Consider the following 26,286-nt stretch of genomic DNA (forward strand, 5'->3'; position numbering starts at 1 on the left):
AGTGTGCAAACTGTGTTGCACACTGCCAGCGGATTGCAAATTGCTATCCCCCTCGCCCAATCATGGAAGATCCACTCATTGAAACCAGCTCTCGGTGCCCTGCTTCTAACCTGCCTGACCACCAGCGCTCTCGCTGACGTCAACGCTATCGGTTTCCAGTCCTCGACCCTGCCCGACCCGCACAATGAGCGTGCGCTGGAGATGGTGGTCTGGTATCCCGGCACAACCACCGCCACGCCACAATTGATCGCCGACGATGTGGTGTTTGTCGGCAATGCCGCCGTGCGCGACGCCCCGGCCAGCGCAGGCGAGCATCCACTGGTGGTGCTTTCCCATGGTTATCGGGGCAACTGGAGCAATCAGGGCTGGCTGGCGAGTGCGTTGGCCCAGCAGGGTTACATCGTCGCGGCGGTCAACCACCCCGGCACCACCACCCATGACCGTAGCCCGCAAGCCGCCGAGCAGTTGTGGCAGCGGCCGGTCGACCTGAGCCGGGCGATCGCGGCGGTGACCTCGCAGCCGCAGAAGTTTGGCGCCGTCGCACCGCGCCAGATTGCTGTGGTGGGCCATTCGCTCGGCGGCTGGACGGCCATTGAAATCGCCGGGGCGCGGTTCGATCCGGAGCTGTTTGCGCGTGACTGCAAGGTTCATTCACAACTGGCCAGTTGCATCAATTACGACAAGATCAATCCGGCCAGCACGCCCGCACTGAAAACTCAATTGGCCAGCGACTTGCGCGACAAACGCGTCACCGCCGTGGTTTCCCTCGACCTCGGTTTTTCGCGCGGGATGACCAGTGAAAGCCTGGCGGGACTGCCGGTGCCGGCGCTGGTGATCGCTGCCGGTGCGCCGTCGCAGGATCTGCCTGCGCAACTGGAGTCAGCCGACCTCGCCAAACGCCTGCCGCAGGCGTCAACGCAGTATGTCGAGATCCGCGATGCCAGCCATTTCACTTTCCTGGCCATGTGCAAACCGGGTGCCGTGGCACTGCTTGAAGAAGACGTGCCTGGCGATGGAATCATTTGTGGCGATGGCGAGGCTGCGCGTCCTCGGGGGGTTATCCAGCAGCAGGTTGCAACGTTGATCAACGAGTTCTTGCAGCAGGCCTGGAAGCAGCAAGACAGTCTGGTGAAGCGCTGACAGCAAGGCCTTTGCAGACAAGAACAACCGGTTTATCAAGCGCTTGTGTGAGTGAAGCTCAGCGGATGAGTCAGCAATGCCATTGATGTGCCACTACTGAAATAGTATGTTACTCAAAATCCATCCCCTGCTTCACCCCCGCACAAGGAAGACTTCATGTCGCTCAAAGGAAAGATAATCTCCGGTTATCTGGTCATCGGCTTGATCTACGCGCTCTACTCCTGGCTGTTCAGCTCCATCTACTCCCACGCAGGCTTCTTCTACAACCTCGGCCGGGGCCTGATGTGGCCGGCGGCGATGTTCCCTGCGCTCGGCGCATTCATCGGCGGTGTGGTGCTGGTGATCATCGCCGGCGCCTACGCGCTGAGTCGCCGTTAAGCCTCCTGCACTTCAAATCTTTCAAGGAACGATGCTCATGAGCATGAAAAAAGTAACGCTGGCCGTATTGATGGCCGTGGCGCTGGCGGGTTGCGGCGGTAGCAAGGACAAGGCAGAGAAACTGGTCGAGTCCAGCGGAATGACCAAGCAATACGGCAACATGATCGAAATGGTGTCCACCGGTTACGCCACCCGCTATCCGATGCTCGAGCGCGAGCAGATCCGTAACGTCGTGCGGGAAAACATCGATCCCGACGACCTGAAGGACATGGTCGTGGAAATCTACGCTGATCACTTCGACAACGATGAACTCGACCTGATGATTCGCGCCAACCAGCACCCCGAGCAGGCCATGGCAATCATCCTCAATTCGAAACAGGGCCGCGATCTGGCGCAAAAAGTCATGACCATCCAGACCACCATCGCCAAAGACATGCAAGACGCGATGGCCGACCGCGATGAGGCGATCGTCGATACGCTGGATGATTTGAAGGATGAAGCGCAGGGCTAGACCACGTTCTTTGTAGGAGTGAGCCTGCTCGCGATAGCATCCGTCCAGCCGACATCAGGCTGACTGAGCCGCCGCCATCGCGAGCAGGCTCACTCCTACATGGGTTTTCACCTCAAACCACAAATCCCAATCCCACCCACATCCCTGTGGGAGCTAGCCCTGTTAGCGATGACGTCAGCCCATCAAAAACACATCAACCTGACACCCAACCTCAGTGCCCGACCACAGCCCCCGCCCCCGCACCACGCGGCCCCGCTTTAAACCCGTGCGCCCGAGCGCTCCAGGCAATCACAAACCCGACCGCGACCAACACCACCATCGCCCACGGAAACGATGCAACCCCCCACCGATCCAGCAACACCCCGCCGACCACGCCGCTGCCGGCAATCGCGCTATTCCATGCCACCACATTCAACGACAACGCCACATCTGCGCCATCGCCCGCCGCATCTGCCAACGCGGTCTGCAACAAAGTCGCCGCGCCACCAAAACTCAATCCCCACAGCAACACGCCGAGGTAAATCACCTCAGGCACACGGCCCCAAAATCCAAACCCCACACACACCACGGCAAACATCACCAGGCTGGCTAACACGGTCTTGCGCAACAGCGGCTCAACCAGTTTGGCCGTCAACCAAATCCCCGCCAACGCCGCAAGACCAAACACCAACAACACCAGATCCACGCGATCCGCCAACCCCGCCGGCGCCACAAACGGGGCGATGTAGGTGTAGAGAATGTTGTGCGCCAGCATCCAGCTGATCACCACCGCCAGCACCGGTCGGACACCCGGCGTGGTCAACACGCGGCGCAACGACAGACGCTGATGCGCAGGCTGCGGCGGATAATCCGGCACCTTCACCAACACCCAAACGATCAGCATCAAGGTCAGGGCCGACATCAACCCGAACGTCGTGCGCCACCCGACCAACCCGCCCAGCCAAGTGCCGAGCGGCACGCCCAATGACAGGGCAATCGGCGTGCCCACCATCGCCAGCGCCAACGCCTTGCCCTGCTGATCCGGCTCGACCATCCGCCGCGCATAACCGGCCAACAAACTCCACGCCAACCCTGCCGCGACACCCGCGAAGAAGCGCGCCACCAGCGTCACGCCATAGTGCGACGACAGCGCCGTGATCGAGTTGAACAGCAGAAAACCGACGATGGTCAGCAGCAACACATTGCGCCGCCGCCAGCCGCGCGTGGCGATGGTCATCGGGATCACCGCCAGCACCGAGCCCAGCGCATACGCGGTGACCATCTGCCCGGCCATCGAAGGCGAAATCGCCAAGCCTTCGCTGATCAGCGGCAACAGCCCTGCGGGCAGGGTTTCGGTGACGATACAGATAAAACCGGTCATGGCCAGCGCCAACAGCGCGCCAATGGGCAGGCGTTTGGGCGCCGCCGAGAGAGTCAATGAAGGTGTCACGGGAAACTCCTTGAGTTTGGAAATTCAGACTTGCGTACCGATCGATATAAAATACTGGCGGCAGCCGAGGCCCGTTGTCAACGACTTATGTATCGACTAGTATCCAAATCACTTTCCGAGGAGTTTCAGCTATGGCCAGAACCGGCCGCCCCCGCGCATTCGATCGCGACGACGCCGTCGACCAAGCCATGCAATTGTTTTGGCAACACGGCTACGACGCGACGTCCCTCGCACAGTTGAAGGCTGAACTGGGCGGCGGCATTTCCGCGCCAAGCTTCTACGCCGCGTTCGGCTCCAAAGAAGCCCTGTTCGACGAATGCGTGCAGCGTTACCTGGCAACCTACGCCCAAGTCACCGAATGCCTGTGGGACGAAACCCTGCCGCCACGCCAAGCCATCGAAACCGCACTGCGCCAATCGGCACGCATGCAATGCGACGACGGCCACCCCAAAGGCTGCATGGTCACCCTCGGCGTCATGAGCGCCCCGAGCCCGGAAAACGCCCACGTCGCCCAAGCCCTCACCCACTCCCGCGCCCGAACCCGCGCCGGGATTGTGGCGTGTGTCGAGCGGGGTGTGAGTGAAGGACTGTTAGCCGACGACGCGAACGCAGCCGCCATGGCGACCGTGTTCGACAGCTTCCTGCAGGGGATTTCCATCCTCGCCCGGGATGACACGCCGATTGAAAGCATTGATGCGGCGATTACGCAGGTGATGCGGACGTGGGATGTAATGGCGAAGAGTTGACGGCTACATTGCCCCCACTTAATCTGCTCCCATCTCGCCCAAGGAAGTACGCGGTCCTAACCATCCAGGACACGCCAAACCCTTGGGCGTTTTCTTATCAAAAAAATGCAGGCCTAAAGCGGATGATCTGCGAGCCTCACTCGTAAAACTTCCCAGCCAACAAAATCTCCGCGCACCGTTGCCAGACATTAGAAACGGCAGCATCCGCCTGAGCATTCCTCGAAGTAGCCATCGCCCAAGCAGCCGCAGCATCAAGAAACGTATCGACCGATCCATTTTCCCAGCCTAACGCACCCGCCTGATAAGCAGACGATGGTGTCGCCTTCTCCAGTGCCCGCTCACGGGAGAAATCAGCACCCAGCGCCGCGACGAAATCGATGAACGATTGCTCATCGGTGACACGCTCCAGCAACTCATCAAGATCTACAGACATGGCCATCCTTGCGTTGAAAGATTAGTGCCGAGCAGCACGCGATAATCACAAGATGCCCCATCGCTAAGCGACCACCTCAACATAACTCGACTCCCCGCCACCCTCGGCCCCCGACAACCAACCCCACACAAACCGCAAAGTCGTCCGCCCCGCCTCATCAACCCCCACCACGCCCCGCGACCAACCTGCACGAATCTCACCATCCGTGGTGATGCACTGATAAAGCAGCTCGATAGTGTCCGGCCCGGTCACCCGCCCGACCTGGTTGCCCTGGCGAATATGCCCACCCGCATAAGTCCCCCAAACCGCCGCGCCTTCGACGAAGTATTCAAACACCGTGCGCGCATCGGATAAGCCCTGAGCGTTATTCGCCACAGAAAACCGGCGGTTGTTCAAACGCTCGGTGACTTGCGAAAAAGCAGATTCCATAAACACACATCCTTAGTCGAGAAGATCCATTCCAGCCTGCGGGCATCCTAATTCATTACCTCCGCGCAGCAAGGCGCTACAGGCGTTTTCTGCCAACCCAACCGCACAGCCACGTTTGACGGTCCTACCCGCCCCACCTAGTCTGCCCAAAACACCCTTACAGCCAGAACCGAGTTCACGAGAGGCAAGATGAGCAACTTCCCGATCGTCGCCACCGTCCTCTCAATGATCCTCGGGCTCTCCGTCACCCGCCTGTTACTCGGAGTATTAACGGTGTTCCGCATCCGCCGCGTCGCCAAGCCAGATTGGGTGGCGCTGGTCTGGGCGGTGATGCTGTTTACCATGCAGCTGCAATTCTGGTGGGCGGTCAACGCACTGTCGGTGGTGAAACAGAGCTTCTCGTTTCTCGAATTTCTAATGTTGGTGATGCTGACACTCTCGCTGTTCGTCACGGCGGCGTTGTTGCTGCCGAGCCGTAGTGAGGATGAGCAGAACGGGTTGCGCGTGTACTTCGAGCAGGATGGGCGATACGCTGATTTCCCTCGCAACCTGACGATGCGGCCACGCAAACGAAAATGGGGACGGCGTTATTTTCAAACAATAACGCCGTCCCCATTCTTTTTTGCCACCAAGTGACTTGCCCTTCCTAAGCCGGGGCCTTCAGCTCGACGTTATCCAGCGCCTTGTTCACCGCCAACTCCCCCAACATCACGACCTGCGCAATCCCCAACAACGTATTGCGATTCGGCCCTTCCAGCATCCCGGCAAAATCCCCCAGCATCACCGTCGCCGAAGCCAAAGATTCGCAAGCATTGACCAGCAAGGTTTCGGTATCGGACTGCGGATTGACCATAAACAAAGTGCTGGGGCTGTAAGGCGTGGCCATGATCTTCTCAGGCACAAGATAATGATCGAGCGCCCGCTCCGCCGCCGCGTGAAGCTTTCTCGAATCAAACGATTCATACGGCGACACCGGATCTGTCAGCGGCGGATTGTGTGTGGTTTCGGACATCAACTGAATCTCCAGCAAGCACCCAACAAGGCACTCCAAGAAAAACGACTACCGCGAAATAAATTACCCCCATGTAGGAGCTGCCGCAGGCTGCGATCTTTTGATCTGCTTTCCAAAATCGCAACCTATGGCAGCCCCTGCACAGAGCGCGCGGCATCCCCGTAAACGAGCCAGCAACTAGTGCGGCAAACGGCGCCCATCCAGGACTCGATTCACCATCAGCTCACTCAGCATGATCACCTGATGCAGCATCAGCATGGCCCGCCGCTGAGAGTGGTCAACGACATCGCCAATATCACGCGCCATGTCACTGGCAGCGGCTAACGACTCGCAGGCTTCGACGAGCAAGGTTTCCTCGTCCACGGCGGGATCGACCAGGAAGATCTTGTTGGACTTACGGGTAGGGATTGAAAGCTTCAGTGAGCCGGAGTTGAGATAGAAGTTGATGGCGCGGTCGGTCGCCTCTTTTATCTTTTGGGGTTCTAGCGATGGGTCGTACGGGATCGGATCGATGTCCGGTGGGTTTGGCGTTGGTTTGAACATTGATGAAGCTCCTAACACATTTAAAGGAGGCTTCACCCTTTCGCTACCAAACGAAGGGTGGCGGCCATGCAGAGGTTGGTAGACCGGGTGTTAGGATCCGGCGCGCCCTAGGACGCCCTATACATGGCCACCATAATCGAGCGAGAAATCTCGACGACAGTGGGCTGTACAACTAACACCGGGCTACCAAACCCGATCACTGTTTTCAGTGACAAGGAAACGATATAGCCCGCTGCATAGTCGCGTATGCCGGCGGATTCTGGCGTACGCGTAGGCAACGGCGCAAGGCGTTGTAGCCTTTGTGGCGTAACGGGTTGTGTAATTTAAACGCGTTTGTGGGGTTATGTTTACCCGTGGGAAATGCCCTAGCCCTACATAGTGCTTTTCTACAAATTCAGCACAAACCACTTCGGCCTAATGTGGCCGTTTGGAACCGCCTAATGCCACAAACCGTGGTCACACCTAGGTTTCGATGTAACAAACTAAGCGCATGACGTCGCTCATATTTTTAAGCCGGACAGTGAACTCTCCGGACTTATTCTCTTTTGCGCAGGGAAATCTTCCAATAATTTCATCACGCGAAAATTTTGGGAGACGGAGGCATGGCTTCCTGAAATAGAACAACATCCACTTTTGGTTCGGAATGAATGCAAAATCGCAGTCGTAGTTACGCAAGAAACGAAAATCTTTGATGTGTCCGTGCGAGCCTGGGTAGCAGTCATAGCCTTTCAGCGTTGATGCCCATCCAATGACGTACAAGAACGCGTGTTTAGCCTCGGGAGTACGCAGGATCTCGTAGTATTCCTGGTAAACCTCACTGCTCTCAGCTCCGCGCAGCATCTCGCAATCTCCCAGTTTTTCGGACAAAGGCTGCCTTTTAGCGTGGATAAGTAGCCGTAGTCGTCACCAGCCTTCAAGCTTCAGCGAGCCAAGCCACGTCAACCTCTCTGGCTCACAACCTACTGACGATTTCCTTCCAGATGTAGGCATAGTTGTATTTCAGCCAACGCACCAGCACTTTGTCGAACTGCCGGCGAAACCAATTACGCTTTCTCGCGGTTATCCTTTCCTCTATCGACTTTTGGAGAATGTCGGGATCGAACCCTGTCCACACCGGTGGTACAGCGGCCACAAGATTGGTGAAACACACAGGAGCGACCTCTGAATAGAGGATTTCGTAAAGGATTTCAGGATCGACGCCTCTGACCTTATCCGCGACAAAATCATACTCGACCGGGAAATCGTTGAATGGCTCTGAAAGTGCCGTTCTGATCTTTGTCAGTTGTGGTCCACTCAGAAGATGCCGCAATACGAAAACTCCATCTGTTCTTTATACAATGAACTCACAACCGCTTCGCCCGCCCCCCCCGCCGTCGACCATCCTTCGAATGCCAACCACTAAGGGATATCTAGCGCCCGACCATTTTAGATTATGGTGGTCTGGCCCCTTTTTCTACCCGTCTCAAGGGGCGTCGGACACGAATATAAGCAAACCAACTTTCCTGTGGCTAACCTCCGGACATATTTGATATTAGCCACAGGAACAATCGACCAAGTCAGCTTACTTCAGGATATCTTTTTGAAATCTCCACCAAACGCTCCATATCGAGAACGTAGGTTCCAAACGTAAGGGATTGCCCTTTAAGGTCGTAGCTCACTTCAATATCAACGAAAGATGCCATACAGTCTTTCACTGTAGTATCACCATTCAAATACGAGATGAGATCTTCAACTTTAAATTCAAGACCCTCCCAGACCCGCCTCGTCACGCCGGCAATATTAACGACACCTGAACTTATCATATTTATCAATTCATGCCCTTGCCGGACAGGATGCCCACCTACCTCACACCCATTAAAAACTCTATTCGCCACCGCTACACAGGTATATATTTGATCCACCGATTCATATTTAAATTTTGCAGCAGCGAACAGTCTTTTTTGCTCTTCTACAGAACCCAGCCACTCCTTACGGATACTCAACTGGCGTGCACCATAAGACACATGATCAAAGCTATTCCGCATTTCATGTACATTACATGGATGGTAGGGATTCTTGCATTCAATCAAAAATAACTTACCATCCTTAAAAGCGACTATATCTGTTTCAATCTCTCTTTTCTGAAAGTTAATTTTCAGTTCTTGCACAACCGAGAACCCTTGCGACTCTAGGGCTTGAAAAAGCATATTCTGCATTGGGTCGATATCACCCGGGAAAGGATGCTTAATTTTTTGCCCACAAAATATGTTTCTAGCAAGATTCGAATTAGCCACAAGTGCAGGAGCAACAATATAATGCCCGTTCAGCTTTATCAGCGGCGTGTACTGTATATCAATATGATCAGCACTTGAAAGCTCTAACGATATTAAGGACAATGCTTTCTTGGAATCACGACCAGGAAGCACCATTTGAACAATCTGCTCGAGTAGGCTTTCACTGAAAGTGGGCAGTACAGATCTCAAAGCAATCGTATATTTATCACTGGCAACATGATCAGCAATAGCGCGTTGATAAATAACGCTGAAAAACCTAAATAGCCGCTGAACCTTCATAATATCAAGCGCTGTTATACCATCACGAATATCAACATCCTTCAAAGACCCATAGTCATAATTCTCTATACCCAACTGCACAAGCGCTTCAATTTCTTCTTCAAAAAGACCATCTGTGGAGAAAGGCTTAAAAAGCTCTGGATCCATTACAAAACCTAAAACATACCGAGGTAATGGCAGTGGATTTACAAATATTATTTTTTCCTTGCCAGCATCGTAAAATTCTTCAGCAAATTTTTTAATAGACGCGGGTCTATTTTCGTTTCGCTCATTAAAAACATATTCTTCTAAGCCCTTCCTCCGAATCAACATCTGCTGAATAGTCTGTATATACCCGAGCCTAATTGATTTTTCCACTCGAGGATCGATAGACGCTACAACCAAGTCACCGGCCCGCCGAACTGCCTTAAACGGAAACCCATCCAAAAGCAACTCCGCCTCCTTGTAATTGCAGATTTTCGCAGCATCAATTAACAAACCCCAGTATAACTGTGTACTAACAGCCGACTCATCCACATGTTGAAAATATTCATTACGAACCCCAAACTCATCTCGATGCAGCCTTAATATATAACTAAAAGCCTCAGCAAGATCTTCATTACTGTAGTGCTCAACATCATCTGACGATAAAGTTTTGTTGAAATCCGGCATACGAGTCGCGAAGAGTATCTCCAAATTTGCCAGCAAGGTTTTAACAACAAATTTCCTTCTACCTTTTACGACTTCCACAACGCCAGCATGGATTTGTCGAACCTTCGAACCAAAAGCAAGCAAGCTACTTACTGAGTCCAAGTAACCCTTTAACTCAAAATCAAGTTTCAATACTTCACCGAACGCTATAAGATCCTTGACAACAGCTTGAGCAACACTGGTCTTAAACTTATACTTTGAACACCTGAATGCGCCAGCACTCCTCATCTCAGCCATTGACTTGTCGGGAGAATAGATTACAAGGGCACGGGCGAGCATTTTTGCCTTGTATACTTCATTAGAACCCATCAAGCCTATTAATTCGGAAACCTTATTCTCAATGTCATACTTTATTTTCTTCGAACTCAACCTTGCAGCCGCCTGTTCCCGACCAACTATTTCAATCAAATCAGTAGAGACTTCATTGCTATCCAGCATAACTACAACGCTTTCAATATCCATTGTTTTTAACTCCATTTAAATTTTAGCCCATCAAGCACGAAAGCGAATAATTAATACTAGCTCGATTTCTTCACTTCAATTATTTTTATGCTAGGAACGAGGCAGGGTGCTCCCCAACCCTTAAAAATAATTCTTCTCCCCGGCAATTTCAGTTCTGACGACTTCGGCGCGCACCTCTCCAAAGTCATCGGCATCAGCCTGCGCGATTTCCTGCACATTCGATGAGCACAGAATCAGCGCCATTATCAAGCTCGGTTTAGCCTTCATCCTGTCTTTTTCAAAAATTTATTTACGTAATACCTCAAACTCCACCGATCCTTCGGCCGCGGCTTATAGTGCGTTTTATTCCTCTGCCCCGGCTCCCCACTCACCCCGCTCGCCGTGTAGTAATAAAGCGCAATCGACCGCCGAGTGATGCCTTCCGGCGTAGTCAACGGCTCCGGATGCCCATGATTGCTGTCCTTATCCGTATTAAAAATCACACACCGGTTATAAATAGGCAGCACCTTCTTCAGGCATTTCTTCATCCCCACATCCCAAAGCTCCAGGTTGCCGCCGTACGCTTCCTGCCAGTCCTCCGTCAGGTAAATAATCACGTTCAGCCGCCGCTCAACATTGAGCTTTTTGTTCAGTCGAAAATCCGAGTGCACGCCGAGGAAGCCGCCGGTTTTGGTTTCGTGTAATCCACCGCCAGCAAAATAAGGGTCAGGGATCAGCCCTTGAATGCCGGTGAGTTTTTCGAGGAACTCCAGCATTGGTGCGGAGTTGAAGGTGTTGAAGACGTTCTTCAGGTACGGGCTGCAGGCGTTGGGGCTGATCTGGCGTTTGAGTTGGCCTTTGTAGCCGCGTTCGTAGATTTGTTCGTTGTTGGTCGGTTCGACCGGGAAGTGTTCGCGGATGCTGGCGATGACGTCGGCTTGCAGGAAGTTGTCGATGACGATGTGCGGGAATGGCGTGGCTTGGGTGTATTCGCGGGTCAGCGATTCGCCGAAAGCGCTGGCGGCGGTTTGGTCGAAGTCGAGTTCCGGGGTCAGGCTGATGGGGAGTGTTTGCGTGTTGGCTTGCATTGCCGCTCCAATTAACTTGAATGCTTTCAGGTCTCGGTAAACAAGGCTGGGCGCTCGGCGCGATGCCTTTGTTTTTTTGCTGAGTACGGATGCGAGCAGGTTGCCATGTCGGGCATGGCCTGCCGAGTGTCCGTTGCTCAAACGTGTTGCGGCGCTGTAACGACATGTTTCTGACTGTCACAAACGCGTCATATTGCCTCTGCTAATCTGCTCGGCGCCCTGCCCTACACCCCAGTCCTAGAGCCCCCAACCGAAGGTGCCGCCAAGGTGTTTCCGACTCCTGTTCGCCAGCAAATCATCCTGCGCTCCGACAATCTTCGTTCCGATGACTTCGGCGCGTTGTTCTCCCGATTCTTCGGTAACCGTTATTCCGACTCCCCGCCGCTGCCGTCGAACATCATCATCGGCGGCGTTTATGGGCGGCACGATGGCGTCAGTTTCCGGCGCATGCATTACCACGGCGATTTCAGCGTTTCGTTTCCCGATCCGCAGGATGAGATCACGTTTGTGATCCCCACGGCGGGCAAGATTGTTTTCAACCACGCGACCGAGTCCATCGGTGTGACGCAGGTGGGTCTGGCGATTGATAAGGCCGATATTCGTTCGATGCGCTTTGTTGATGATCATGCGCATCACGGCATGTCGATCAATCGTCATCAGCTTACCGAGCGGTTGTCGATGCTGTTGGATAAACCGATTCTGCAGAAGATCGTTTTTGCACCCAGCGTGGACCTGAACACTGCAGCGTTTCAGGGGATTCGGGCGTTGATTGACCTGGCGACGGGGGCTGAGTTTGATTTGTTGCTCAACAGCGGGACGTTGATGCCGTCGCGGTTGCGCGAGATGTTGATTGACGCGGTGCTGGAGGCGTGGCCGCATAATTTTTCCGAGGCATTGCGGCGGCCGGCGCCGATGGTTGCGCCAAGGCATGTGAAGCTGGCGGTGGAGTTTATTCAGGCGCATCCGGAGCAGTTGGTCAGTGGTGTGGATCTGGCGCGGTTGAGCCATGTCAGTCAGCGCGCGTTGCAGGAGGGGTTTCGGCGGTTTGTCGGGATGTCGATTGTGGCGTATCAGCGGCAGGTGCGGCTGGAGCGGGCTTATGAGGTTTTGAGGCAGCGGGGTTCTGGGTCGGTGACCGAGGTGGCGTTGCGGTTCGGGTTTAGTAATGTGGGGCGGTTTTGTCAGTATTTTCAGGGGGCTTTTGGGGTGAGTCCGGCGGATTTGCGCGGGCGGGGTTGATCGGTTCTTAGGCTGGAATGCTAATTGTGGGAGCGAGCTTGCTTGCGAAGGCGGTGGCTCAATCAACAGTGATGTTGATTGTGCTGGCCTAATCGCTAGCAGGGCTAGCTCCCACATTTTTTTGAGGTGTCTTTGGGATTGATGGCATGCCACAAAACTGTGGGAGCTGGCTTGCCAGCGATGGCGGTGGGTCAGTCGATGGTGATGTTGGCTGGGCTGGCCCAATCGCTGGCAAGCCAGCTCCCACAAGGATTTCTGGTGTGCCGGAGATTGTCGACATCCCACAAAACCTGTGGGAGCGAGCCCTGCTGGCGATGGCGGTGGGTCAGTCTACTTTGGTGTTGGCTGATCTGGCGCTTTCGCGAGCAGGCTCGCTCCTACAGTTTTTTGTGTCTTTTAGAACGCGTAGCTGGCCTTGAGGCCGCCGTTGAAGCCATGGCTGTCGCCACCGCCGTTGGCGCCCACTTCTGCGCCGAGGCTGAGGGCGCCGAGGTTGGCCATGAGGTTGACGCCGCCGCTGAATTGGTCGCGGTTGTCGAAGGCGGCGCGTTGTTCGATGTCGAGGCCTAGCAGGTGGCTTTGGCTGTCGACTTCGTTGTCGCCCAGTGTGCGTTCGTAACCCACTTGTACGCCCGGCACCAGTTGCCATGCGCCCATGGCCACGGGGGCGAAGGCGACGTTGAGGTTGGCGACGGCGCTGCGGCGGGTGGCGCTGTTGTCGTCGACGTCGAGGGAGAGTTCGCTGCCCTTCTCTGTGAAGCCATTGAGGTCGAGGTGGCTGATGCGCAAGCCGAGGCTTGGTTCGAAAGTCATGCCGTTGATTGGGGCGCGGTAGCCGAGTGCAAGCGTGGCGCCGCTGAGGTTGCCGTGGGTGTCGCCTTTTGCGGTGCCGAGGCCGCCGCCGAGGTCGCGCTTGCTGTCGTAGTCGATGTAGCCGGCGCTGGCGTTGGCGTCGAGGAACAGGCCTTGTTCGAGGCTGGTGAAACCGTAGCGGGCGCCGACGTTGAGGAAGGTGAAGTCGGTGTCGGCTTCGCCCCCCGCGCCGCCGACCGTGCCTTTGCTGTAGCCGAAGCCACCGCGTGCGCTGCGTTGTTCGCTGAGGCGCTGGGTGATGCCGACCATCAGGCCTTGGCTGTGTTCATTGCTGCTTTCGGCGTGGGCCGAGCCGTCGGTGCCGAGGTAGCCGGCGAGCGCGGTGGTCCAGAGGCGGTATTGGCCGACTTTGAGGTCGCTGCCGCTGGCGAATGGTGCGGCGGCTTGTTCGATCATCGCGTTTTGCCGCAGCAGGTAGCTGGCGGCGTCGGCGTGGACCTGACCGCCGACCTGGGATTCGACACCGCCGAGAGTGCCGGCATCAATGGCCGATTGCAGGTAGTAGTTGTAGGCGCTGTAGGTGCCGGACAGGTTGGTGTTCTGCAATTGGCGGAGCAATTCGGCACCGGCTGCGGCGTTGCCGATCAGCCCGGCCTGGCCCGGCAGGCTGTTGTATTCGACCAGTTTGCCGCGCAGGACGTAGATGGTTTCCTGCGACAGGCCGAGGCCCTGTTTGAGGTAGTTGTCCATGCTGCCGTATTGCGCGGTGACTTCGTCGAGGCCGGCCTGCAGGTAGCTGGCCTGCACGCCGAGCAGTGGCTCATACACGGCGGCCATACTGGCGGGCATCGCTTTCAACGTGGCGGCGACGCGCGCGGCGGTGTAGTCGTTGGTGGCGAGGTAGTTGGCCATGATGGTCGCGTTGTCGACACCGGCGATGCTCTGCAACACGGCGGCGGTCCAGCCGGTGCGGTCCTTGCCGGCAGTGCAGTGGAACAGTTGCGCGGCATCGACGCTGGCGAGTTCATTGAACAGCTTGCCGAACTGGCCGCGCATGCCGGCGTCGCTGACGAAGGCACGGTTGGTCTGCTCCATCATGGCGATGGCGTCGGCGGCGCTTTTGAACGAGACGGTGGTGATGTTCGCGCCGGAGGTGGTGCTGCCGATGATGTCGATGTTCTGCCAGGTCGCGCCGCTGATCATTGTGTCGGGAGTGGCGGCGATTTCACTGGGAGTACGCAGGTCGTAAACGGCTTTGATGCCGAGGCTGTTGAGGGTCGCCAAGTCAGAGGCAGTTGGAGTTACCGCGTTGGCGCGGTAGAACACGCCAGCGCGCATGGTGCCGTCGTGAGCGGTGGTATACGCGGTGGTGGTGCCGGCGACATCGCGGAAATTGTCCATGCCTTTCAGGCGCGGGGTGTCCAGCGGCACTGTTTCGGCAGCATGGGCGGCGGTGATGGACAGGCTCAGTACGGACAGCGAACACAGCAGACGTTGGAACACGGTGCAGCCTCATTTCGGTTAGCGTTGGGCTGCCTACTATCTGCACCGGATTTAGACCGAATATGACAAATTCGCGCTGCACGGAAATGCCTGCGCGAATGGGCCATGGGGTGCGTGAATTGTCCATCGGGTGGGATGGTGGAGTGAGTCACGGCACTCTGGATGCTGGTGGTTTTTGAGTCTGACGCGAAAATTGTGGGAGCTGGCTTGCCAGCGATGGCGTCGTGTCAGGTAACTGATTGGCAATCTGACCCACCGCTATCGCTGGCAAGCCAGCTCCCACAAGGATCTCGGGACTGCTGGAGATATTGGTTTTGCCACAAAACCTGTGGGATTGGGGTCAGGCAGTGGAATAGTTGATCTACAACAATATCCGCCGATCCCGGCGGCGTTATTGTGCAGTGGCTGAAAACAGCCGTGCTGTGCGCACGTCACAGGCCTTGTGGCCAAGGTGGCGCCAAATGAACAAAAAACGCATTGTCTGGGGGAGCGTTCTCCTGGGCCTTCCGTGTGTCTTGCTTCCGCTCCTTTTGATGGGTTACGTCGCCTGGATGTTGAATCTGGCGGCGGCGCAGCAGCGCCTGGAAACCCTCGCGGCGGTGGCCTCCAGCCGCGCCAATGGCACCTTCAGCGAAGCAGCCGGTGCGCTGAAGAGCATCGCCGGTTCGAACCTCGCCCCCTGCACGCCGGAGAGCATCGACGAGATGCGGCTGCTGACCATCAACACCCTGTCAGTGAAGTCGATCGGTTACGTCGAAGAAGAGATTTACGCCTGCGGTTCGTGGGGTACGGTCGGCCAGCATGCGGCGCCTTGGCAGGAAGACTTCATCACCGCCGACGGTGTGCGCGTATCCCTCGGTGTGCAGTCGCGCATCGTCGCGGCCAAGCCGATGATGGCTCTGCAATACGCCGCGTTCAATGTGCGGGTCGATCCACAGCAGTTCCTGCATGTAACGCTCGATGAGGATCTGCATCTGGCCGTCGGCCCCGCTGCCGGGCAACTGGTCAGCGCCTCGCGCCCCGGCGCGGAACACTTTCTCGCTCGGGTGCATTCTGGTCCGCACTCGGGGCTCGACGACGGCTACCTCTACCCCCTCGTGCACGGCGGCGACGGGGTGGCGATCGCCGCGCTGTCCCGCCATGAGCTGATGCAGGGCTTGGTTCGCCGGGAAATGCTGATGCTGCCCATCGGCGGTTTACTCGCCGGCGTGCTGGTGTTGCTGATCGTGCGCCGCACTCGCGAACGCCTGTCGCCGCTGGCCGAATTGCAATTGGCGGTGCGCAACCGTGAGTTCGTCGTTCACTATCAACCGATTATTCGCTTGGACGACGGCGCCTGCGTTGGCGCTGAGGCACTGGTGCGTTGGCAGCACCCGGACGGTACGCGGGTCTGCCCCGATGCGTTTATCCCCCTGGCCGAGCACAGCGGTTTGATTCTGCCGATCACCGATCAGGTCATCGACAATGTGATGCGCGACCTCGGCCCGTTGCTGGTCAAGGAGCGCGGCTTGCACGTGGCAATCAACCTGGCGGCCAAAGACGTCAGCAGCGGCCGCTTTCTGCCGAAGCTGGAGGCCGCATTATGCCGCGCCGATGTGCAGCAACAGCAGATCTGGCTAGAAGCCACCGAACGCGGTTTCGTCGAGATCGACGCCGCGCGCACGACAGTCAATCGCGCCCGCGAGCTGGGCTATCTGGCGGCCATCGACGATTTCGGCACCGGTTTTTCCAGTCTTCAGCATTTGCAGCAATTGCCGCTGGATGTGCTGAAGATCGACAAGTCGTTCGTCGATAACATCGAGCAAGACGCGGCCACCGGATCAGTGACCGGCCACATCATCGAAATGGCCAAGAGTCTGCGTCTGCAGATCGTTGCCGAAGGCATTGAGACCGAAGCGCAGCGCGATTACCTGCGCGGTCACGGTGTGCAGTTTGGTCAGGGCTGGCTGTTTGGTAAGGCTATGCCGGCGGATGAGTTTTGGCGGTTCTATAGAGAGAGAGCGTACGTAGAGCACGGAGCGCTGGAAGCAGCGATACCGGTCTAAGCTCGAAGAACCTTGCGCATGAGCCAACGTCTGCTTCGCGCTTCAGTTGGTTTTGCCGACAACCGTTATTTGCGTAATCCCTACCCGCTTGGCCTGCTCGAGAATCTCCTCGGCCGTCGAATCCGCAGTGGGCATGATCAGGCCATTTTCCGCGTCGCCCAGGTGCAACTCGAGCAGATGCATCGCGGCCTCGTGCTCGGCCAGCTGCTGTTCTTTGAGTTCAAGCAGAAAGGTGCGAGGCTCGCCGTTGAATCGGTAATCGATGTGATAGGTGTACATGATGTCATCCGCGTCAGTAGAAAAAGGCAACTGATTATCCTGACGCGGTGGTCAGTTTTTAGTTCAAATTGGATAGCCTCTCCGGTCAATCTGGATTTCATAGCAAACTTTTCGCGCGCCGGGGCGTCCTTTTCTTAAACCCCTTACCGGCTGATTTCAGCCAAGGATCGGCGATGACCTTCTTCATTTTTCTTCTGGCCTGCGCAGCAGCGGCAGCCACCGGCGTGATGTTCAAACCGGGGCCGTGGTACGAAACACTGAACAAACCCGGTTTTACCCCGCCCAACTGGGCGTTCCCCGTGGCCTGGACGATTATCTACCTGCTGCTGGCCTGGGCCGGTTACCGTTTGAGCCTGATCCCCGGCAGCCAGACTGTGCTGGCGCTGTGGGCGGCGCAGATTGCGTTGAACACACTGTGGACGCCGGTGTTCTTCGGCGCGCATCAGGTGCTGGCGGCGATGGTGATTCTCACGGTGCTGTGGCTGGTGGTTGCGGCAATGGTGGTGCTGGCGATACAACTGGACCTGATCACGGGTCTGATCCTGTTTCCGTATCTGGCGTGGTTGTGCGTGGCCGCCGCGTTGAATTTCTCCATCCTGATCAAGAACCGCTGATGACCAATGCCAATTGGGGGACCGAAACACCGTGGCCGCAAGGCCAGCGCGAGTTGGCGCAGGTGCGCGCCTTCAACCGCAAACTCGCCTGGCTGCCGCGTTTCAAGATCCGCAATCGCCTGACACCGCGCTTGATTCAGGCACTGTTGCGCGTCAGTCAGGTCGGCGGTGCGAGGAAGTTGCGCGAGCATGGTCTGACGGCTGAGCAGAAGATGCTGGGGAATGTACCGGTGCGGATCATCCGCCCCAAAGGTCCGGCAAAAGGCGTGGTGCTGGACTTTCACGGTGGCGGCTGGGTGATCGGCAATGCGCAGATGGACGACAATTTCAACATCGCCATCGTCAACACCTGTCAGGTGACGGTGGTCTCGGTCGATTATCGATTAGCGGTTTCGACGCCGCTTGAAGGTCTGCTGGAAGACTGCCTCAGCGCCACTCGCGGGGTATTGAGTGATGCCGAATTTGCCGGTCTGCCCGTCGTGGTGATCGGTGAGTCGGCGGGCGGTCATCTGGCCGCGGCGACCTTGCTGGCGCTCAAGCAGTGGCCGGAGTTGCTGCAACGCATCAGCGCCGCGCTGCTGTATTACGGCGTCTACGACCTGACCGGAACCCCAAGCGTACGCAGCGCGCCTGCCGACACACTGGTGCTGGACGGCCCCGGCATGGTCGAGGCACTGCGCTTGCTCACCCCGGAGCTGACTGACGAACAGCGCCGTCAGCCACCGCTATCACCCCTGTACGGCGACTTCAGCGGTTTCCCGCCCGCCCTGCTGTTTGCCGGTGAACTCGATCCACTGCGCGACGACACCCTCGACATGGCCAAACGCTGGGCGCAATCGGCGCCGGTCGACATGTACCTGCTGCCCTCCTCGCCCCACGGCTTTATCCACTTCCCCACGGCCCTCGCTCAGGGCGTTCTGGCCTACAGTCGGCAATGGATTTCGGCGCGCATCGAGGCCGTTAAGGTGCCTGACAAACTGGCATAAACGTTCAGGCTCAGGCGAGGTAAAAGAAGTACAGCGCCAAACCCAGCAACTGCATGATCAGCAGGATCGCAAGCACGTGATTGCAACCTTTCCACGCCTTGCTCACCGGGCGGTTTTTTGCCACTCGGTAACGCAGATAACTGTCGAGTGAAAGTGACGCCGTGGGGATCAACACGAACAAAAACGTCAAAAAGAAATTAAACATTTCCTTTGCCCGTCGACTCCCAACATGAAAGCGGATTTGTTCGCTGCATCGTGCACTGCTCAAGTCGTCTGAGCAGACAGCTTAGCTGATCGGCATGTACCCGGGATCCTTGGGGTTCCAGGTATTGGCCAGGACTGGGTCGACTCGATAATCGCAGTTAATGGTTAGCGGCTACCTGCTACCCAACTCATTTATCCTGAATGAGCTGCAAGGCGCGATCAAAGTCGAACAGTTCCACCTGCGCCGCGGCGAGTGCCAGCCGTTCTGCCATCGCTCGATCGAGTGGCATATTGCGCAGTGCCACCAGCACGTCCGAAGCCGCCGTATCACCTTCGTCCAAAAGAACAATAAGCCTGTTCAGTTGCTCGCTGATTGCCGAGTCGTCCAGCGGGTAGCCATCCATGGAGGCCGGTGTGTTTGTTTTAAGGTCGGCCAGAGCCGCCAGGGTCGGGAGCAAGCAATGCTCGACCTGCATCGCTAGCGCTTGCACTACCGTAGCCGGCTCGCCGTTCTGGCAGGCCTGTTCTAACAACGTGCAGGCCTGCGCCACAGCCTTGGCGCCGATGTTGCCGGCGGTGCCGCGCAAACTGTGCGCCAGCCGTCCCGCGGCACCAGGATCCGGATCGATTCGTGCGGCCTGGAATTGCCCGGCAAAGTCTGTCTGAGTATCGCGAAACTTGCAGAGCAGACGTAAGTAGAGATCCCGCCGCCCCATGCAGGTGGCGAGACCCGCCGCCAGATCAATGCCCTCAAGACGATCTGGCAAGCCATCGGCGAAGACTGCGTTCAGTGGTGCTTGAGCGGCTCGTGGCTTGATCCACTTTGCCATGGTGGCGAACATGGTTTCGACATTCAGTGGCTTGGAGATATGGTCGTTCATGCCGCATTCGAGCGCACGCTCGCGGTCACCGTCCATAGCGTTGGCGGTCATGGCGATCACCGGCAGAGTGCTGAAGCGCGGTTGCTGGCGAATTTGCCGGGTGGCGGTGTAGCCATCCATCACTGGCATCTGGCAGTCCATCAGCACGCCATCGAAGTCGCCATCCTCGCCGAGGATATCCAAGGCCTCTTGGCCGTGCGTGGCGAGTCGCAAGCGTATTCCGACACTTTCCAGCAGCTCGCTGGCCAATTCCTGATTCAGTTCGTTATCTTCGACCAGAAGCAGCCGCGCTCCCTTGAGACTGGCGACGGTATCGGCATTCTGTAGGGAGCGTTCGCCAGCCCGAGTATCGCTGTTCGTGTCTCTGCCCAGCACGACACCGATGGCTTCGAGTAACGAGGACGGCGTAACGGGTTTGGTCAGTATCACCGGCAACTGGAGGCCCTGGCGTTCGGCTTCTTCGCGGGCTTCTTCGCGGCCAAAGGCGGTCACCATGATGACCGATGGTGTGCGCATCAGACTGGCGGAATGCATTCTGCTCACGGCCTCCATGCCATCCATGCCGGGCATCCGCCAGTCCATCAAGACCAGATCGTAAGGCAATACCTTGTGCTCGGCGTCGGCCAGCATGCGCAGCGCCAGACTACCGCTCTGCGCGACATCCACTTCCAGGCCAAAGCTGCGTGCCATGCCCGAGAGAATTTCACGGGCACTGGTGTTGTCATCCACGACCAGTACCCGCATACCAAGCAGTTCGCCGGCCTTGAACATACGGCGCGGCTGCACGTTTTGCTGCACGCCGAGTTGCACCTGGAAATGGAATGTAGAGCCGATCCCCGGTTCACTTTCGACCCAGATTCGGCCGGCCATCAGCTCCACCAGTTTCTTCGAGATAGACAGCCCCAACCCGGTGCCACCGTATTTGCGGGTGATCGAACTGTCCGCCTGGCTGAATGACTGAAACAGGCGTGAACACTGCTCGACGGTCATGCCAATGCCTGTGTCGCGGACCCAGAAATGCAGTTGTACACTGTCCGTGTGCGCCCCCACTTCTTCCACTCCGACCACGATCTCGCCGTGCTCGGTGAATTTGGCTGCGTTGTTGCCCAGGTTGATCAGCACTTGCCCCAACCGCAGAGGATCGCCCAGCAGTGCCGTGGGCAAGTCGGGCGGGATCTGGAACAACAACTCCAGGCCCTTGTCCTCGGTCTTCAGGCCAATCATCGAGGTGAAACTGTCGAATACGTCCTCCAGGCGGAAAGGCACGTGTTCGAGGCTCATCCTGCCGGCCTCGATCTTGGAGAAGTCGAGGATGTCGTTGATGATTCCCAGCAGGTTCTCCGCTGATCGGTGCACCTTTTCAATGTAGTTGCGCTGGCGTTTATCCAGTTCTGTACGCAGCGCCAAGTGGCTCATGCCGATGATGGCGTTCATCGGTGTTCGGATCTCATGGCTCATGTTGGCGAGGAACTCGCTCTTGGCCAGCGTGGCCTCTTCCGCTGCAGCCCTAGCCTCTGCCAGTGCGGTGACGTCGATGTTGATGCCGGTTGCGCGCAATGGCTTGCCGTCAGGCGTGCGTGAGAAGCGATTCAGCGAGCGGAACGTACGCACCTGCCCGTCGTTTTTACGCACGATCCGGAAATCGAACTCGACGCGATCATCGCCACTCTGAACGGCGTTCTCGAACGTGCTGCTGACTCGCGCCACATCCTCGGGATGCACCAGCGCCTTCCAGTGCGCCAACGAGCCACCGAAGCCGCCAGGCTCAAGTCCGAACAGTGTTTCAAGCTGGGGAGTCCAATAGTTTGTGCCGCTGACCAGATCCACGTCGAATAGCCCGATGTCACCGGCCTCTTGTGCCAGGTTCAGGCGATCGCTGGCAGTTCGCAGCCTGGCTTCCATCGCCCGGCGCTCACTGACATCGCGCACCGAGGCACACACACAGACGCCACGCCCCTCGAGGCGGGGCAAATGGGAAAGGCCGATTTCCACGGAGAACAGGCTGCCGTCTTTGCGTACTCCGCTCAAATCGTCCAGATCGCCGCCCATCTGCCGGGTTCCGCCACTGGCAATGAAGCCGTCGCGTAACCTGACATGCCGCTCGCGGGCAGCCTGCGGTACCAGACGCTCGATGCTGGCGCCAATCAGCTCGCCGGGAGCGTAACCAAACAAGGTGTCCATTTGCGGGTTGGTCATGAGGATGCGGCCGTCGGCTCCCAGCACCAGCATGCCGTCCGGTGCTGCCTCGATGATGCCGCGGTACCAGGCCTCGGTGGCGCGCAGTTCTGCTTGCTGGGCCTCCAGCTCTCTGGCTTGGTGTTCCAGCAGCAAGGTTTGCGCGCCCATTTCGTCAGCCTGGCGCCGTGTTTCCTGCAGCAGCGCTTGGGCTGCTTCGCTGCGTTCCATAATGGCCATCGCACCGGCCAGCCTCGGCAGGACTTCTTGCAAGAGCAACGCCTCTTTCTCCTCCAGCGAGTGAAAGCCAGCCATTTCCACAACCCCGAGCAGGCGCTCGCCACGCAGCACCGGCTGCACCATCAGATGGCTGGCGGCTGCTGCGCCCAACTGCGCGCGCACATGCCAGAACGATTCGGGCAGATCCTCAAGCTGACGGGGTTGACGATCCAGTGCGCACTGGCCAAGCAACCCCTCACCGAGCTCAAGCTCGGCGGGCAACGGGTGCTCACTGTCCACCGCATAACCGCCGACTAATTGCAGGCGCGACGCGCCCTCATAAAGCACGTAAAGCGCCCCTTGGCACATGCCCAAACGGGGCGCGATGCGGCTGAAAAAAGCCTGGGCCAACTGCTGTGGCGTCTCTGCCTGTTGCAGATCCACTTGCAGGAGCGAGGCATGGCCTTTCACCCAACGCTGGCGTTCAAGTTGACAAGCCTCCACTTGCAGCGTGGCAATGGCCCGCGCCAAGTCGCCGGTTTCGTTGCGCAGGTCGGTGTGCGGGATCTGGCCGTCCAGCTTGCCCGACGCCAATTCATCAACCGCCACGCGGACACGGTTGAGCGGCACACGAATGGAATAGCTGACCAGCCAGGTCAACAGCAAAGCCAGCGTTGAACCGCCCAACAGCAAGACATAGGTGATCATGCTGCTGCGCTGGGCGTACTCAGCGAGGTTCTTCGCCGTATCGTGGATGTCGGCTTCCTTGTTTTTCTCGATCTGGTTGAGCAACCCGTCGCCGCCCTGTTCCAACGCAAGAAAATCCTTACTGTTGAGCAACATCAAGGCCTGACCCAAGGACCCCTTGCCGGCGAACTCCAACGCTTCATCGCCATCTTTTTGCAGACGCTGTAATACCCGTTCGAATTCCAGCAGGCTGCTGATGCTGCTCTGTCTGCGCAGTGTTGGACGCACCTGCGCCAACGCTTCGAGGAGGCGCTCTTGGGCGCGGTCCATCTGCGCCCTGGCGCTGATGCGGATGTCGGCGTTATTGGTCGCGATCGCCCGTTGCATGGCCAGCAACAGATGCGGTAGTTGCACCCGAACTTCCTGCACATGCTGGATACCGGCAAGATCCTGTTGGTACAACTGCTGCATTTCATGCCTGAGCGAATACTGGGTGCGCAGGCTTTGCACGCCGAGTATCAGGATCAATGTCATCAACGCCGCGAAGCCGATGATCAATTTGCTGCGCAGGGACAGGCGCTCGAGCATCTCGAACAGTCTGTTCATAAACGGCCTCTTTCAGCTGGATGTGCAGAGTGATGCGCGGGGCTCAGGGACGATCAGCAATTTGCTCAAGCAGGGCTAACTGCCTGGCCATGTCCTGGTCGCTGTCGGCAAATCGCTCGGCAATTGCGCGAAACTGTTCGGCATTGGCGAGAAACGCGTCACAGATGTCCGGATCAAAATGCGAGCCCCGGCCTTCGCGGATGATTTTCACCGCCTGCTCGTGGGGCATGCCGGGCTTGTACACGCGGCGACTGATCAGCGCATCGTAGACATCCGCCACGGCCATCAATCGGGCGCTGATCGGGATGTCATCGGTGGCCACACCTTGTGGATAGCCACTGCCATCCCATTTTTCCTGGTGGCCGTAGGCAATTTCCTTGGCCAGATGAAGGAAGTCGACGTTTATTCCCAACTGATCCTCGGCGTGCTGGATGGCGTCGCGCCCCAATGTGGTGTGGGTTTTCATGATCTCGAACTCTTCGGCGGTCAGCCGTCCCGGTTTCAGCAGGATGCGATCAGGAATGCCAATCTTGCCGATATCGTGCAGCGGTGCCGATTTGAAGAGCAGTTTGATGGTGTCCTCGTCGAGGAAGTCCCGGAAGCGCGGGTGATTGCGCAACAGTTCAGCCAGGCGTTTGATGTAGTGCTGGGTGCGGCGAATGTGGTTGCCGGTTTCGTTGTCACGGGTTTCAGCCAGCGAGGCCATGGCGTGGATCGTGACATCTTGGATGGCGATCACCTCGCGGGTGCGCCGTTGCACTTCCTGCTCCAGAAAATCGTTCTGATTGCGCAGGAAATCGGCAACGGCCTTGAGCTTGATCTGAGTCTCGACCCTGGCCATCAGAACCGGGGGAATGATCGGCTTGGTGATGTAATCCGCAGCACCGAGGCTCAAGCCGCGAATCTCGTCCTGCGTAGCGGTCATGGCGGTCAGGAAAATGATCGGTATGTGGCGAATGCGAGCGTCAAGCTTGAGCTGCTCGGCAACGTCATAACCGGACAGGCCCGGCATCATGATGTCCAGCAGGATCAGGTCGGGAAGCGGGTCTGCCTGTAGCAGGCGCAGGGCCTTTTCGCCGCTGTTGGCGGCCTTGACCCGATATTTGTCCTTGAGCAACTCTGCGATCAGCATCAGGTTATCGGGTGTATCGTCGACCACCAGAACGGTCGCTGATGGGTAAACGTCCTGCATGCTATCCATGTATGTTGGCTCCCGAGTCCGCAATTCAAGAGCTGGCGTACTTACGCCAGTCTCTTGCTGGCAAGCGTAGCTAGAAACGCCGCAATCGCTAGGTGAAGATCGGCAGGTTGGTTCGAGGAGGCACTCAATCGAATGTCTGCTATTGGCCGAAAGCAGTGGTTGGCAAGCCACTACCGACTACATGCCGTCATTCCACTGGACCACACTCATTCGATCAGCATCATGCTGTGGTCTGTGGACCAACGCCTTGATGGCCATGCCTTTTCAACCCATCGGCACCGCAAACACCGCGCTGGCCCGCGCCACCGTTCGCTCCCCGACATGCAAGCTGACGGCGGCGAACGCCAGTTGGCGTCCTTTTTTCGAGTATTCCAGACGCACTTGCAGCCACTCGTTCATTTTTACCGCGCCGAGATAATCCAGGGTCATGCTCGCGGTGATCAATGGCTGTGGCGGGTCGCTGGAAAAGGCCATGGCGTAACCCATACCGACATCGGCCAACGTCGCCAACACGCCGCCATGCAAGGTGCCCCGGCCATTGGCATGGCGTGAGTCGGTCAGCAATCCCAGTTCCAGTTGTAGGCCGCTGCCCTTCGCGTAGATCGGACCAAGCAGATCAAGCAGCGGACTGCTGCGGGTAAACGGGGCGAAACCTTCGGGAATTGCGCTGGCGTCCATGATTCCTCCTTGTGCCGGTGACTCACCGGCTTCATTGACCTGAACAGGAGGGTTTATGGCCAACCGCCTGATGGCGCAAGAACTATACGGATGCGGAATCGGCAGTGATAAACCGTGAGTCCTGAATAGCGGCACTGACACGCAAGGAGATCTTGATATATTGCTGCCCCCGAAACCGGCCAAGACTCAAGGAGGAAGAATTGCGGATCTACATTACAGGCGCTTCGTGTGCGGGCGTGACGACTTTGGGTCAGCACCTCGCCCTTCTACTGGGCATACACCAGGTCGATGTCGACGATTTCTTCTGGATGCCTACCAATCCTCCGTTCACAACCAAGCGTGCGGTCAGTGAGCGTGTTTCATTGATGCAGCAAGAACTCGGTGACGACGATTGGGTGCTGACGGGTTCTTGTATTGATTGGGGGGATGCGTTGATTGCCCATGCCGATCTGATTGTGTTCGTTGTCACACCAACGTCCGTTCGCCTCGAACGGCTGGCGGCACGGGAAAAGCAACGCTTTGGAGAGCGGATTGCACCGGGTGGCGACATGCATGAGATACATGTCGCCTTTCGAGAATGGGCCTCGCAGTACGACAATCCGGACTTTTCAGGACGCAATCGCGCCTGGCACGAGGCGTGGTTATCAGCGCAAAAGGCCTCGGTGTTGCGATTGGACGGGACGATCAGTCCTGAAAAAATGGCAGCCAGTGTCATTCAGGCTTTGACGCAAATCCGGGCGCCAGCGAAAGGTTCAGCGCAATGA

24 protein-coding genes and 1 pseudogene are annotated in these 26,286 nt (G+C 57.3%); 10 read left to right on the forward strand and 15 right to left on the reverse strand.

Translation table 11 applies throughout. The features are described from left to right. Window positions 1-78: 78 nt before the first annotated feature. The 3 genes from AK821_RS14550 (at window position 79) to AK821_RS14560 (ending at window position 2,029) form a co-directional block, all read left to right on the forward strand. Window positions 79-1,140: an alpha/beta hydrolase family protein gene (locus AK821_RS14550; protein ID WP_064390311.1), complete on the forward strand. Its 1,062-nt coding sequence runs from the start codon at window positions 79-81 to the stop codon at window positions 1,138-1,140. A gap of 156 nt (window positions 1,141-1,296) precedes the next feature. Further along, window positions 1,297-1,518 carry a hypothetical protein gene (locus AK821_RS14555; protein ID WP_064390312.1) on the forward strand — a complete coding sequence of 74 codons (222 nt, stop codon included), beginning with the start codon at window positions 1,297-1,299 and terminating at the stop codon, window positions 1,516-1,518. Between the two features lie 37 nt (window positions 1,519-1,555). Next, window positions 1,556-2,029: a hypothetical protein gene (locus AK821_RS14560; RefSeq protein ID WP_064390313.1), complete on the forward strand. Its 474-nt coding sequence runs from the start codon at window positions 1,556-1,558 to the stop codon at window positions 2,027-2,029. A gap of 211 nt (window positions 2,030-2,240) precedes the next feature. Here the strand turns inward: AK821_RS14560 and AK821_RS14565 are convergent, their stop codons facing one another. Continuing rightward, complete coding sequence (locus AK821_RS14565; protein ID WP_064390314.1) at window positions 2,241-3,458, reverse strand: MFS transporter; 1,218 nt, start codon at window positions 3,456-3,458, stop codon at window positions 2,241-2,243. A 131-nt stretch (window positions 3,459-3,589) separates the two neighbouring features. Between AK821_RS14565 and AK821_RS14570 the strand changes: the two genes are divergently transcribed. Then, entirely contained in the window at window positions 3,590-4,204 is a 615-nt protein-coding gene (locus tag AK821_RS14570; protein WP_064390315.1) for a TetR/AcrR family transcriptional regulator, read from the forward strand. Between the two features lie 136 nt (window positions 4,205-4,340). Here the strand turns inward: AK821_RS14570 and AK821_RS14575 are convergent, their stop codons facing one another. Then, on the reverse strand, window positions 4,341-4,637 hold the full coding sequence (locus AK821_RS14575) for a DUF7660 family protein (RefSeq protein WP_201783039.1): 297 nt from the start codon (window positions 4,635-4,637) through the stop codon (window positions 4,341-4,343). Between the two features lie 63 nt (window positions 4,638-4,700). Then, window positions 4,701-5,066: a hypothetical protein gene (locus tag AK821_RS14580; protein ID WP_064390317.1), complete on the reverse strand. Its 366-nt coding sequence runs from the start codon at window positions 5,064-5,066 to the stop codon at window positions 4,701-4,703. Between the two features lie 189 nt (window positions 5,067-5,255). Between AK821_RS14580 and AK821_RS14585 the strand changes: the two are divergent. Beyond that, a pseudogene (locus AK821_RS14585) lies at window positions 5,256-5,600 on the forward strand (hypothetical protein); the annotation flags it as partial. 112 nt (window positions 5,601-5,712) lie between these two features. Here the strand turns inward: AK821_RS14585 and AK821_RS14590 are convergent. From AK821_RS14590 to AK821_RS14615, 6 genes are all read right to left on the reverse strand, one after another. Further along, entirely contained in the window at window positions 5,713-6,078 is a 366-nt protein-coding gene (locus tag AK821_RS14590; protein WP_064390318.1) for a DUF6124 family protein, read from the reverse strand. A 177-nt stretch (window positions 6,079-6,255) separates the two neighbouring features. After that, complete coding sequence (locus AK821_RS14595) at window positions 6,256-6,621, reverse strand: DUF6124 family protein (RefSeq protein ID WP_064390319.1); 366 nt, start codon at window positions 6,619-6,621, stop codon at window positions 6,256-6,258. 952 nt (window positions 6,622-7,573) lie between these two features. Next, window positions 7,574-7,930, reverse strand: a complete 357-nt coding sequence (locus AK821_RS14605; protein ID WP_064390321.1) for a DUF7079 family protein — start codon at window positions 7,928-7,930, stop codon at window positions 7,574-7,576. Between the two features lie 247 nt (window positions 7,931-8,177). Then, window positions 8,178-10,325, reverse strand: a complete 2,148-nt coding sequence (locus AK821_RS14610) for a hypothetical protein (RefSeq protein ID WP_064390322.1) — start codon at window positions 10,323-10,325, stop codon at window positions 8,178-8,180. A 120-nt stretch (window positions 10,326-10,445) separates the two neighbouring features. Then, the gene (locus tag AK821_RS31145; RefSeq protein WP_256585524.1) at window positions 10,446-10,568 is read right to left on the reverse strand and encodes a hypothetical protein; all 123 of its coding nucleotides are present in this window, start codon (window positions 10,566-10,568) and stop codon (window positions 10,446-10,448) included. Window positions 10,569-10,588: 20 nt separating this feature from the next. Beyond that, window positions 10,589-11,392 (reverse strand): 2OG-Fe(II) oxygenase, encoded by an 804-nt coding sequence (locus tag AK821_RS14615; protein ID WP_064390323.1) that lies wholly within the window; start codon window positions 11,390-11,392, stop codon window positions 10,589-10,591. 267 nt (window positions 11,393-11,659) lie between these two features. On the opposite strand from AK821_RS14615, the gene AK821_RS14620 reads away from it, so the two are divergent. Then, window positions 11,660-12,631: an AraC family transcriptional regulator gene (locus AK821_RS14620; protein ID WP_064390324.1), complete on the forward strand. Its 972-nt coding sequence runs from the start codon at window positions 11,660-11,662 to the stop codon at window positions 12,629-12,631. Window positions 12,632-13,027: 396 nt separating this feature from the next. On the opposite strand, the gene AK821_RS14625 is transcribed toward AK821_RS14620, so the two are convergent. Further along, window positions 13,028-14,947, reverse strand: coding sequence for a tyrosine-protein phosphatase (locus AK821_RS14625; protein ID WP_064390325.1), 1,920 nt, complete (start codon window positions 14,945-14,947; stop codon window positions 13,028-13,030). A 533-nt stretch (window positions 14,948-15,480) separates the two neighbouring features. Here AK821_RS14625 and AK821_RS14630 point away from each other — a divergent pair. Then, window positions 15,481-16,992: an EAL domain-containing protein gene (locus AK821_RS14630; protein ID WP_236708315.1), complete on the forward strand. Its 1,512-nt coding sequence runs from the start codon at window positions 15,481-15,483 to the stop codon at window positions 16,990-16,992. Between the two features lie 42 nt (window positions 16,993-17,034). Here AK821_RS14630 and AK821_RS31050 read toward each other — a convergent pair whose 3' ends face one another. Next, entirely contained in the window at window positions 17,035-17,271 is a 237-nt protein-coding gene (locus AK821_RS31050; protein WP_236708318.1) for a hypothetical protein, read from the reverse strand. 173 nt (window positions 17,272-17,444) lie between these two features. Here AK821_RS31050 and tspO point away from each other — a divergent pair, with 173 nt between their 5' ends. Further along, window positions 17,445-17,885 carry a tryptophan-rich sensory protein TspO gene (gene tspO / locus AK821_RS14640; RefSeq protein WP_064390328.1) on the forward strand — a complete coding sequence of 147 codons (441 nt, stop codon included), beginning with the start codon at window positions 17,445-17,447 and terminating at the stop codon, window positions 17,883-17,885. Beyond that, complete coding sequence (locus AK821_RS14645) at window positions 17,885-18,871, forward strand: alpha/beta hydrolase (RefSeq protein ID WP_064390329.1); 987 nt, start codon at window positions 17,885-17,887, stop codon at window positions 18,869-18,871. Before tspO ends, AK821_RS14645 begins: the two co-directional genes overlap by 1 nt. Window positions 18,872-18,881: 10 nt before the next feature. Here AK821_RS14645 and AK821_RS14650 read toward each other — a convergent pair whose 3' ends face one another. The 4 genes from AK821_RS14650 to AK821_RS14665 all read right to left on the reverse strand — a co-directional run bounded on the left by AK821_RS14650 (window position 18,882) and on the right by AK821_RS14665 (window position 25,522). Then, a complete protein-coding gene (locus AK821_RS14650; RefSeq protein ID WP_064390330.1) occupies window positions 18,882-19,076 on the reverse strand; it encodes a hypothetical protein in 195 nt (64 codons plus the stop codon). Window positions 19,077-19,263: 187 nt separating this feature from the next. Then, a complete protein-coding gene (locus AK821_RS14655; protein ID WP_064390331.1) occupies window positions 19,264-23,643 on the reverse strand; it encodes a response regulator in 4,380 nt (1,459 codons plus the stop codon). A gap of 43 nt (window positions 23,644-23,686) precedes the next feature. Next, window positions 23,687-24,844 carry a response regulator gene (locus tag AK821_RS14660; protein ID WP_064390332.1) on the reverse strand — a complete coding sequence of 386 codons (1,158 nt, stop codon included), beginning with the start codon at window positions 24,842-24,844 and terminating at the stop codon, window positions 23,687-23,689. A 264-nt stretch (window positions 24,845-25,108) separates the two neighbouring features. Further along, window positions 25,109-25,522: a PaaI family thioesterase gene (locus tag AK821_RS14665; RefSeq protein WP_064390333.1), complete on the reverse strand. Its 414-nt coding sequence runs from the start codon at window positions 25,520-25,522 to the stop codon at window positions 25,109-25,111. 200 nt (window positions 25,523-25,722) lie between these two features. Between AK821_RS14665 and AK821_RS14670 the strand changes: the two genes are divergently transcribed. Next, complete coding sequence (locus AK821_RS14670) at window positions 25,723-26,286, forward strand: ATP-binding protein (RefSeq protein WP_064390334.1); 564 nt, start codon at window positions 25,723-25,725, stop codon at window positions 26,284-26,286.

Source organism: Pseudomonas sp. RIT-PI-r (assembly GCF_001297015.1).
Lineage (GTDB): Bacteria > Pseudomonadota > Gammaproteobacteria > Pseudomonadales > Pseudomonadaceae > Aquipseudomonas.

Excerpts from the sequence above, each read along its gene's own strand:
- AK821_RS14555 (WP_064390312.1), top strand. The coding sequence starts at position 1,297 with ATGTCGCTCAAAGGAAAGATAATCTCCGGTTATCTGGTCATCGGCTTG.
- AK821_RS14560 (WP_064390313.1), top strand. The coding sequence starts at position 1,556 with ATGAGCATGAAAAAAGTAACGCTGGCCGTATTGATGGCCGTGGCGCTG.
- AK821_RS14570 (WP_064390315.1), top strand. The coding sequence starts at position 3,590 with ATGGCCAGAACCGGCCGCCCCCGCGCATTCGATCGCGACGACGCCGTC.
- AK821_RS14575 (WP_201783039.1), bottom strand. The coding sequence starts at position 4,637 with ATGTCTGTAGATCTTGATGAGTTGCTGGAGCGTGTCACCGATGAGCAA.
- AK821_RS14580 (WP_064390317.1), bottom strand. The coding sequence starts at position 5,066 with ATGGAATCTGCTTTTTCGCAAGTCACCGAGCGTTTGAACAACCGCCGG.
- AK821_RS14590 (WP_064390318.1), bottom strand. The coding sequence starts at position 6,078 with ATGTCCGAAACCACACACAATCCGCCGCTGACAGATCCGGTGTCGCCG.
- AK821_RS14595 (WP_064390319.1), bottom strand. The coding sequence starts at position 6,621 with ATGTTCAAACCAACGCCAAACCCACCGGACATCGATCCGATCCCGTAC.
- AK821_RS14610 (WP_064390322.1), bottom strand. The coding sequence starts at position 10,325 with ATGGATATTGAAAGCGTTGTAGTTATGCTGGATAGCAATGAAGTCTCT.
- AK821_RS31145 (WP_256585524.1), bottom strand. The coding sequence starts at position 10,568 with ATGGCGCTGATTCTGTGCTCATCGAATGTGCAGGAAATCGCGCAGGCT.
- AK821_RS14615 (WP_064390323.1), bottom strand. The coding sequence starts at position 11,392 with ATGCAAGCCAACACGCAAACACTCCCCATCAGCCTGACCCCGGAACTC.
- AK821_RS14630 (WP_236708315.1), top strand. The coding sequence starts at position 15,481 with ATGGGTTACGTCGCCTGGATGTTGAATCTGGCGGCGGCGCAGCAGCGC.
- AK821_RS31050 (WP_236708318.1), bottom strand. The coding sequence starts at position 17,271 with ATGTACACCTATCACATCGATTACCGATTCAACGGCGAGCCTCGCACC.
- tspO (WP_064390328.1), top strand. The coding sequence starts at position 17,445 with ATGACCTTCTTCATTTTTCTTCTGGCCTGCGCAGCAGCGGCAGCCACC.
- AK821_RS14645 (WP_064390329.1), top strand. The coding sequence starts at position 17,885 with ATGACCAATGCCAATTGGGGGACCGAAACACCGTGGCCGCAAGGCCAG.
- AK821_RS14650 (WP_064390330.1), bottom strand. The coding sequence starts at position 19,076 with ATGTTTAATTTCTTTTTGACGTTTTTGTTCGTGTTGATCCCCACGGCG.
- AK821_RS14655 (WP_064390331.1), bottom strand. The coding sequence starts at position 23,643 with ATGAACAGACTGTTCGAGATGCTCGAGCGCCTGTCCCTGCGCAGCAAA.
- AK821_RS14660 (WP_064390332.1), bottom strand. The coding sequence starts at position 24,844 with ATGGATAGCATGCAGGACGTTTACCCATCAGCGACCGTTCTGGTGGTC.
- AK821_RS14665 (WP_064390333.1), bottom strand. The coding sequence starts at position 25,522 with ATGGACGCCAGCGCAATTCCCGAAGGTTTCGCCCCGTTTACCCGCAGC.